The 8,163-nt window shown below is 47.6% G+C and carries 6 protein-coding genes and 1 pseudogene; 1 reads left to right on the top strand and 6 read right to left on the bottom strand.

Features of this window, described 5'->3' with window-relative positions; genetic code table 11:
* The 6 genes from FTU55_RS07775 to FTU55_RS07750 form a co-directional block, all read right to left on the bottom strand.
* The coding region (locus FTU55_RS07775; protein ID WP_171294683.1) for a transposase domain-containing protein at positions 1-205 on the bottom strand (205 nt) is incomplete at its 3' end.
* A 113-nt stretch (positions 206-318) separates the two neighbouring features.
* Positions 319-1,092, bottom strand: a complete 774-nt coding sequence (locus tag FTU55_RS07770) for a ThiF family adenylyltransferase (protein WP_075167522.1) — start codon at positions 1,090-1,092, stop codon at positions 319-321.
* A 107-nt stretch (positions 1,093-1,199) separates the two neighbouring features.
* Positions 1,200-2,018: a TatD family hydrolase gene (locus tag FTU55_RS07765; protein ID WP_180046689.1), complete on the bottom strand. Its 819-nt coding sequence runs from the start codon at positions 2,016-2,018 to the stop codon at positions 1,200-1,202.
* Positions 2,018-2,992 (bottom strand): RsiV family protein, encoded by a 975-nt coding sequence (locus tag FTU55_RS07760; protein WP_180046688.1) that lies wholly within the window; start codon positions 2,990-2,992, stop codon positions 2,018-2,020. Before FTU55_RS07760 ends, FTU55_RS07765 begins: the two co-directional genes overlap by 1 nt.
* A gap of 56 nt (positions 2,993-3,048) precedes the next feature.
* A complete protein-coding gene (locus FTU55_RS07755; RefSeq protein ID WP_171431664.1) occupies positions 3,049-3,873 on the bottom strand; it encodes a hypothetical protein in 825 nt (274 codons plus the stop codon).
* Between the two features lie 79 nt (positions 3,874-3,952).
* Positions 3,953-5,542, bottom strand: coding sequence for a peptide chain release factor 3 (locus tag FTU55_RS07750; protein WP_005180132.1), 1,590 nt, complete (start codon positions 5,540-5,542; stop codon positions 3,953-3,955).
* A gap of 453 nt (positions 5,543-5,995) precedes the next feature.
* On the opposite strand from FTU55_RS07750, the pseudogene FTU55_RS07745 reads away from it, so the two are divergent.
* Positions 5,996-8,066 (top strand): annotated as a pseudogene (locus tag FTU55_RS07745) (TonB-dependent receptor).
* Positions 8,067-8,163: the final 97 nt, after the last annotated feature.

Raw genomic sequence — 8,163 nt, 5'->3', positions numbered from 1 at the left:
AGCTGATGGGTTGATTGCGAAACAAGGCAAGCCCAAGAACAAGCCAAACCACGTGCTCAGCAGGTAATTTTCTCCTTCTGATCGATGCCTTACCTGTTTGATGCAGGCTTGTTTCAATCCAATTTAAATCAATAAGTTCACAAAAATGGTTGAGTGATGGGAGAGCATGTTCAAGAGTGGATTCTAAATGTTCAGATAAAGACATAAAAAAATGAGCGTATTTACATACACTCATTTTTACTACATTTTACTAAAATTTGCTTAACTGACTGGCATTACTCAATTGAGGGCTTTTTTTAGAATCAGATCGTAACCGGATTATGCCTGTTTGGCTTTTAGCTGATCGAGTTTTTTCAGAACTTCGGCCACGGCCACCATCGCAAAACTGGAAGTAACCACTACCGCCGAACCATAGCCACCACAGCGCAGCCCGGCACTGGCACAGACATCAGCACTGGAAAACGGATTATCAATTGAATAGACACAGGTAATCCCGAACTTCTCTTTCGGCTTTTTACAGATGCCTTTGCTACGCAACTGGGCACGTAGTTTGGCCAGCATCGGGTCCTGTTCGGTTTTAGATAAATCGGCCACACGAATTTTCAGCGGATCGAGTTTACCGCCGGCACCGCCGGACACAATCAGCGGCACTTTATTAAAGCGGCAATACAGCATCAGCGCCAGCTTGGCTTTGACATCATCAATACAGTCCAGCACCACATCGGGCGTATGCGCCAGCAGGTCTTTGACATTGTCCGGGGTCAGGTAATCATCAATCAGGTTGATCTTGATGCGTGGATTAATAGCACGGCAACGCTCGGCCATAATTTCAATTTTTTCATGGCCCAAAGTGCTGCTCATGGCCGGTAATTGCCGGTTGATGTTGGAAGCGGCCACCACATCCATATCCACCAGGGTCAGCTCACCAATACCAGTTCGTGCCAAGGCTTCAACCGCCCAGGAACCGACCCCGCCGATACCAATCACCATGACATGACTGTTGGCATAATACTGAAAGCTGTCCTCACCATAAATTTTGGCAACACCGGCAAAACGGCGGTCATATTCATCATCTTGGAGCAGTTCAGTCATTGCACAATCAAATCTTATACAGGAGGGCTTATTTTAACGGTTTTTTCACATGGCGTGTGAGATTGGAGGATTTTTGCACGGCGCAACAGCAGCGAGAGATTTAAATTTTAGGCCAGATGTAAAGCCTGTAACGAATTCTGCCAGATCATCTCAGCCAGTGCTGTCTGCTCCATCTGCAGGCTTTGCGCCAGCCCTTCAAGTACATAAGGCAAATTGGCCGGCGTATTGCGGGTGCGCTGCTCGGTCGAGGACTGGCAGCACAGCGGTGTCATATCCGGACAATCGGTTTCAAGCACCAGATGTTCTGGGCCTAATTCCTGCACCACCCGATGCAGTTTCTTGGCATTCGGATTGGTAATTTGTCCGGTCACGCCAATTTTAAAACCCAGTTTGATAAAGGCTTTGGCTTCTTCAACACCGCCACTAAAGGCATGGGCAATTCCGCCATAGCTAAAATTCTGCTGTTTTAGCAGCGCCAGCACATCGGCATGGGATTTACGAATATGTAGCAATACCGGACGCTGAAACTGGTGTGCCAGCTCCAGCTGGGCGGTAAAATACTTTTGCTGTTTCTGATACAGCTCGGGCTGTTTATGCTGCTTTAAAAAGGTATCCAGGCCAATTTCACCAACCGCAACGCAGTCCTGTTCACGCAATAACTGTTCTAAATCCAGCAGATGTTGCGGCTGATGCTGCTCGATATAAAACGGATGTAATCCCGGTGCCAGATGGCTTCGCGGCGCTTGGCTTAACCGGTTCAACCATTGATGAGTATCCAGCAACTGCTGAAAACGCGACTGCACAAAGCCAATTAGAATCAGCTGTTCGACACCCGCCTGCTTCGCCTGATAGGCCAGTTGCTCCCGATCGGCATCAAAATCCGCCACATCAAAGTGGGTATGGGTATCAAACAGTGCCAATGCCATTAGATGGTTTTCGCGTCAGTGCTGGACGCAGCTGCTGTAGTGGCTTCGCTGGCTGGCGCTTCAGGTGCCGGCAAATACGGTTTTTTCAATACCTGCTGTAGCTCTGCATAAGGAATCATCAGCCGTGGCAAACCGACCACATACGGTCCAATTTCATATTCGGCATATTGCAGAATCAGGCCTTGCTGCCCCAGATAGAAATTATCCGACAGCTTGAATTTCCAGGCCTGCTCATATTCGGCAACATTATTGGCCAGTTTGCTGTCTACCACCCATTGTTTAAAGGCGTCATAGGCGGCAGCTTCCAATGCAGCTCGTTGCTGCGGCTGCAAGATGTCAACCAGTTTGACCTGCTTTTTCTGCTCCAGGTCAAAATTAAAATAGGTTTGTGCAGTAGCGCCATGTGCACCGCCCAGATAGCTGCTGCTATTTACCACCACGGTGGCCAGTGGCCCTTCCGAATTTAAAATTTTTGGTTTAATCATCAGGCTAATCTGATGATTGGCACTCAGCGCCTTGATTTCCTGATCCAGACTTAAGAAGGCCGCAATAAAGGGCTGCACCTGCTGTTCCAGTTTCTGTTTTGGCGTTGGAATTTGCGTCAGTGCCTGTGCCGAGGAAGCTGGCTCTGCCGCAGAGGCTGGTGCTTCAACATTCAGAGGTTTATCTGCCGGAGCAATTTCTAGGGTCTGGTTCAGTTCTTTAAGAATGTACTGATCAATCTGCTCATCAACAAAAGGCTGGTTACTCTGCAAACGCTCAACAGAAAGCTCCGGGCAGTTCTTGCCTTCACATTCCGGCAAGTTCAGCTGCAGCTTTTCCGGCTCACCAATCAGTTTTAGCGCCTGCTGTTCAACTTCTGGGGCCTGCGCCTGCTGTTCCTGTTTCGGTTCATTATTTTTGGGCTGACATGCGGTCAATGCCATGGACACAGCCAAGACACTCATCACCCATGCTGTTTTTTGCTTTAACATTGAATAACCTTTATTGCCTTTTGTGCATCTCAGATTCAAAGCGGATGTTCTGATTATTAAAACATGCGCGAATAAATTTCAGCTTTTACAACTTGTTGAGTTTGTGCTTTCGTTAAGTAAATATCAAGCTGTGTTCCATCTTTCACAATTTCATGGGTGCGATAATGCAGCCCCATACCTTCATGATCAAAGAACCAGTCGGCCTGTCCCCAATATAAGGTTTTCGGTGCGGTATTTTGCACCTCTGTACTCTGTTCTTTCAGCCATTGCTGATAGGCCTGCTGCACGATTGCATGCATCGCGGTTTGCTGCTCGGGCTGAATAATATCCAGTGCGGTTAAAGCCTGCTGCTGTTGACGATCAGCCACGAAAAAATAATAACGCTCTTTAACTTTTACCGTTTCCTGATGACTATCCACCCCTATCTGCAATAACACATACTGGTTACGCTGATAGGCCAGCCGGGTATACAGCGCCAGTTCATAGGCCGGATTTTTGGCAAACTCGGCCTGCCAGGCATCAGATTTTTTCACATAGGCATTCACTGCCTGCTGCAGGCTCATGTCCTGTTTCAGCCCGATCTGGTCCTGAATCACCTTGGCCTGACTTTTGGCAATCCACTGGTTCAGCCATGGATCCTGCGTCTGAATGGTTTGAATATCCAGATCAATACAGTTTTTCTTTTCACAAAATGGCAAAGCAATCTCTGCCGGCTGCTGCTTAATCTGCAGGAATGGCAGCACCTCAGCCTTTTCCTGCTGGAAGATATTTTTTTCAGGACGTGCATCTTCAGCCGATTCGTTTTTCTGGGAAGATGAGTCGCAGCCACCCAAAGACAGTGCCAGCACGGCACAAGCAATAAAACTGATTTTTGTTTGCATTGTTGATCTCTCTTCCTGAAATTTTCCTCATCCTAGAAAAACAGCTTCACGAAGAAGCTGTTTTAACGGCGATAACCCTTTAGTGTTCGCGGGTGTTACGGAACACGATGTCCGGATAACGCTCCTGCATCAACTGCAAGTTGACGCGGCTTGGCGCCAGATAGGTCAGATGACCGCCACCATCAACCGATAACTGGTCATGGGCTTTTTTCTTGAACTCGTTGAATTTCTTCTCATCTTCACAAGACACCCAGCGTACCGTATTGATGCTGACCGGCTCATAAATACAATCGACCTTGTATTCTTCTTTCAGACGATAGGCCACTACTTCAAACTGCAGCACACCGACCGCACCCACGATCAGGTCATTGCTGTTTTGCGGCATAAATACCTGGGTCGCCCCTTCTTCCGACAGCTCTTTTAAGCCTTTTTGCAGCTGCTTCGATTTTAGCGGATCTTTTAAACGTACACGGCGGAACATTTCCGGTGCGAAGTGCGGAATACCGGTAAACTGCAGGTTTTCACCTGAGGTGAAGGTATCACCAATCTGGATGGTACCGTGGTTGTGCAGACCAATAATATCGCCCGGCCATGCTTCTTCCAGGTGCTGACGGTCACCAGCCAGGAAGGTTAAAGCATCGGAAATACGCACGTCTTTACCAATACGCACATGCTTCATCTTCAGGCCTTTTTCATATTTGCCTGAGCAGATCCGCATAAAGGCAATCCGGTCACGGTGTTTCGGGTCCATATTGGCTTGGATTTTAAAGACAAAGCCCGTGAAACCTTCTTCAGTCGCTTCGACCACACGGTCCTGAGTCGGATGCGCTTTTGGTGGTGGTGCATAGTCGCTAAAAGCATTCAGGACATGGTCAACCCCGAAGTTACCCAGTGCAGTTCCAAACAGTACCGGGGTTTGACGACCCGCCAGGAACTCTGCACGATCCAGCGGTTCATTGGCCATTTGCACCAGTTCTAAAGATTCTTCAAATGCCGCCCAGGCCAGTTCACCGACTTTTTCACGCAGGTCAGCATGGTCATAGCCATCACGCACTTCAATTTCAGGAATGGTTGAACCAAAACCGGCTTTATACACGTAAAATTTTTCTTCCAGCAGGTTAAACACGCCAGCAAAATCACGCCCGGTGCCCAGCGGCCAGGTAATCGGTACACATTTAATTTTCAGGACGTTTTCAATTTCATCCAGCAGCTCTAAAGGCTCACGGATTTCACGGTCCATTTTGTTGACGAAAGAGATAATTGGCGTGTCACGCATACGACACACCTCCATCAGTTTGATGGTCCGGTCTTCGACACCTTTGGCCCCGTCAATCACCATAAGTGCCGAGTCTACCGCGGTTAAGGTCCGGTAGGTATCTTCCGAGAAGTCTTCGTGCCCCGGGGTATCGAGCAGGTTGATCATCTTGTCTTTATACGGGAACTGCATGACCGAGGTGGTAATCGAAATCCCACGCTCTTTTTCCATTTCCATCCAGTCCGAGGTCGCCGCCCGATCCGATTTACGACTTTTCACCATCCCCGCCACCTGAATCGCCTGCCCCCATAACAGCAGTTTTTCTGTCATGGTGGTTTTACCGGCATCGGGGTGGGAAATAATCGCAAAGGTCCTGCGCGCCGCGACTTCTTTCGCGAGTTGATCTTTAAACATAAGGGAAATCTTCAATATATACACAGTTTGCGACACACATTTTCATGTAAATCCAAGCCGTGAAGGGATAACTTAAAATTGGCGCAATTGTAGCAGATTTCAGCCAACAATCATTAGAGCACTTGGGCCGGAATCGGTTTAAATTTTAAGTGGAAAATAAAAGTATCTGGAGATCGCGACTTTGCGATAAAAACAAACAATCCCCGCATCTGTTTCACTTTAAAATACTTAGCCTTTTCACCGCAGAACAGAACTCACCATATTTCTTTATCATTTGGAAAAATCAGGAAAAATCAGCATCCTCTCTGCGGATATTTTTGATTTAAATATCTCATTAAAGCCAATTAAATAATAATTACCATCAATAGAGAGTGATATTCAATATCATTTACGGCAGGCTATTTATTCCCCACACTGCATGCACTTTTTTTCAGGGTCCATCCAGAGCGTGTTATGAAATCTTCTCTTTTTTTGCTGTCTTCAATCGGCTTGATGACAGCGCAAGCCTATGCCAACGAAACAGCCAGTGCTGTGACTTTACCCACACTCAACTCTTCGGCACAGGCAAGCCTTAGCCTGAAAACACAAGTAGAGCAAGCCTCCACCACCAGCAAAGGTATGGCACAACTGAAAGATATTCCTCAAATTGTGAATGTGGTTCCGCAACAAGTCTTAAAAGAACAGAATGTGACCTCCCTGCAAGGCGCATTGCAGAATGTGACCGGTTTAAGTTTTAGTGTCGGAGATGGCCAGCGTGATCAGGTCATGATTCGCGGCTTTTCAGCCATTTCCGATCAGTATGTCGATGGGGTACGCGATGACGCGCTGTATTATCGTGATCTGTCGAATGTAGAACGGGTGGAAGTGCTAAAAGGGCCCGGGTCGGTGTTATATGGCCGAGGTTCAGCAGGCGGCCTGATCAACCGGATCAATAAAAAGCCTCTGGATGAAGCACTGCATGAAATCAGCCTGATCGGCAGCAGCCTGGGGCAAAAACGTGCCAAACTTGATTTTGCCGATGCTCTCAATGACCAGCTCAAAGTCCGCCTGACCGGTGCGGTCGAACACTCAGATGGCTATCACAATCAGAGTTTCGTCAATCGGGAAACTGTAGCACCGTCTGTACAATGGGATATTTCAGATCGAACCACTCTGCTCTTGCAAGCCGATTATCTGCACGATGACCGTTTGGCCGACCAAGGCTTTCCCATGGACCCGCTGACCGGTACGTACCAATCCAAAAATATTCTATGGTGCCTCCAACGCAAAGGATGTAGGCAATGTCGATACTGAAGTATCCAGCCAAACGATTACGCTAGAACATCAGTTCAATGATCAGCTGAAATATCGCGATGTCGCCCGGCATTAGAATTATACCTTAGACCGGGAATACGGCAACGCCAGTCCAGCAGCAGATCAGATCACGCTCAGCCAGATTAAACGCATGCGCGATGAAGATGGCATCTTCTTGCAGAATGAATTATCTGGCGTCTTTCATACTGGTCAAATCAAACACGATACCTTAATCGGCACTGAATACAGCCAGCAGCATAAAGATGAGATATTCTGGTTAGGGTCAAAAGCCACGGCCGATTTGTATGATCCGGTCTTGCCGCACTGGTCACCGGTCGATACCTCTGTCACTCCAAGAGTCAATACCGCCAGCAAATTTGAAAATTATGCTGTCTATGTACAAGACCTGATCAGCCTGAATGAACAGCTCAAGGTTTTGGCCGGGGTACGTTATGATCATCTTTCCCAATACAGGCATGATCAGAAAAATAACAGCAGCATCCAGCGCGATGACCAGACCCTCTCCCCTCGCCTGGGCGTGGTCTATCAACCGACCAAAAATTTATCCTTATATGCCGCCTATAATCAGTCGTTTCAGCCACTTGCAGATTCATTCGTGTTTTATAGCAACAGTGCCGACCTGAAACCGACCAAAACCAGAAACCTGGAAGTCGGGACCAAATGGGACATCAATGATCGGCTGAATATGACCCTGGCCGTATTTGAAATGACGCAGAGCAATATCCAAAATAAAATTCCGGACAGTAATCCGCCGCTGGCGATGCTGGCTGGGGAACAAAGCACGCAAGGCGTTGAAGTGTCCTTGACCGGTCAGCTCAGCGATCAATTATCCCTGTTGGCGGGTTATGCCTATATGGATGGAAAAATTGAAAAATCGACCATCGGTCTGGCCGGTAAACAGGCCGCATTAACGCCCAAAAACAGCGCCAATCTCTGGTTAAAGTATCAACTGGATAAAAACTGGTTTGCTGCAGTGGGTGGCCGGGCAGAATCCTCCCGCTTCAGTGCGCCGGACAATAAAAATGTCTTGCCGGGCTATGCGGTTTTCAATGCCGCGCTGGGTTATCAGACCGCGCAGTATGATGTAGCGCTGAATCTGAACAGCCTGTTTGACCGTGATTATTTTATCTCAGGACATGGTGAAGGAAACGATTCCAATATGATGGGCGACCCACTGAATGCACAGCTCGCGCTTCGTTATCGTTTTTAATATGTGGGGTAAATGGATGTCATCTAGCATCCATTTTCAAACCATTTTTTTCTTGCAACATCGACCGTGATTTTTGAAACATCTGGCTATCTAAAAA

This window comes from Acinetobacter sp. YH12117 (assembly GCF_013418865.1).
GTDB lineage: Bacteria > Pseudomonadota > Gammaproteobacteria > Pseudomonadales > Moraxellaceae > Acinetobacter > Acinetobacter indicus.
This window is presented reverse-complemented; position numbering and strand designations above follow the sequence as displayed.

Coding starts and splice junctions, on each gene's coding strand:
- FTU55_RS07755 (WP_171431664.1), bottom strand. CDS start 3,873: ATGCAAACAAAAATCAGTTTTATTGCTTGTGCCGTGCTGGCACTGTCT.
- FTU55_RS07770 (WP_075167522.1), bottom strand. CDS start 1,092: ATGACTGAACTGCTCCAAGATGATGAATATGACCGCCGTTTTGCCGGT.
- FTU55_RS07760 (WP_180046688.1), bottom strand. CDS start 2,992: ATGTTAAAGCAAAAAACAGCATGGGTGATGAGTGTCTTGGCTGTGTCC.
- FTU55_RS07765 (WP_180046689.1), bottom strand. CDS start 2,018: ATGGCATTGGCACTGTTTGATACCCATACCCACTTTGATGTGGCGGAT.
- FTU55_RS07750 (WP_005180132.1), bottom strand. CDS start 5,542: ATGTTTAAAGATCAACTCGCGAAAGAAGTCGCGGCGCGCAGGACCTTT.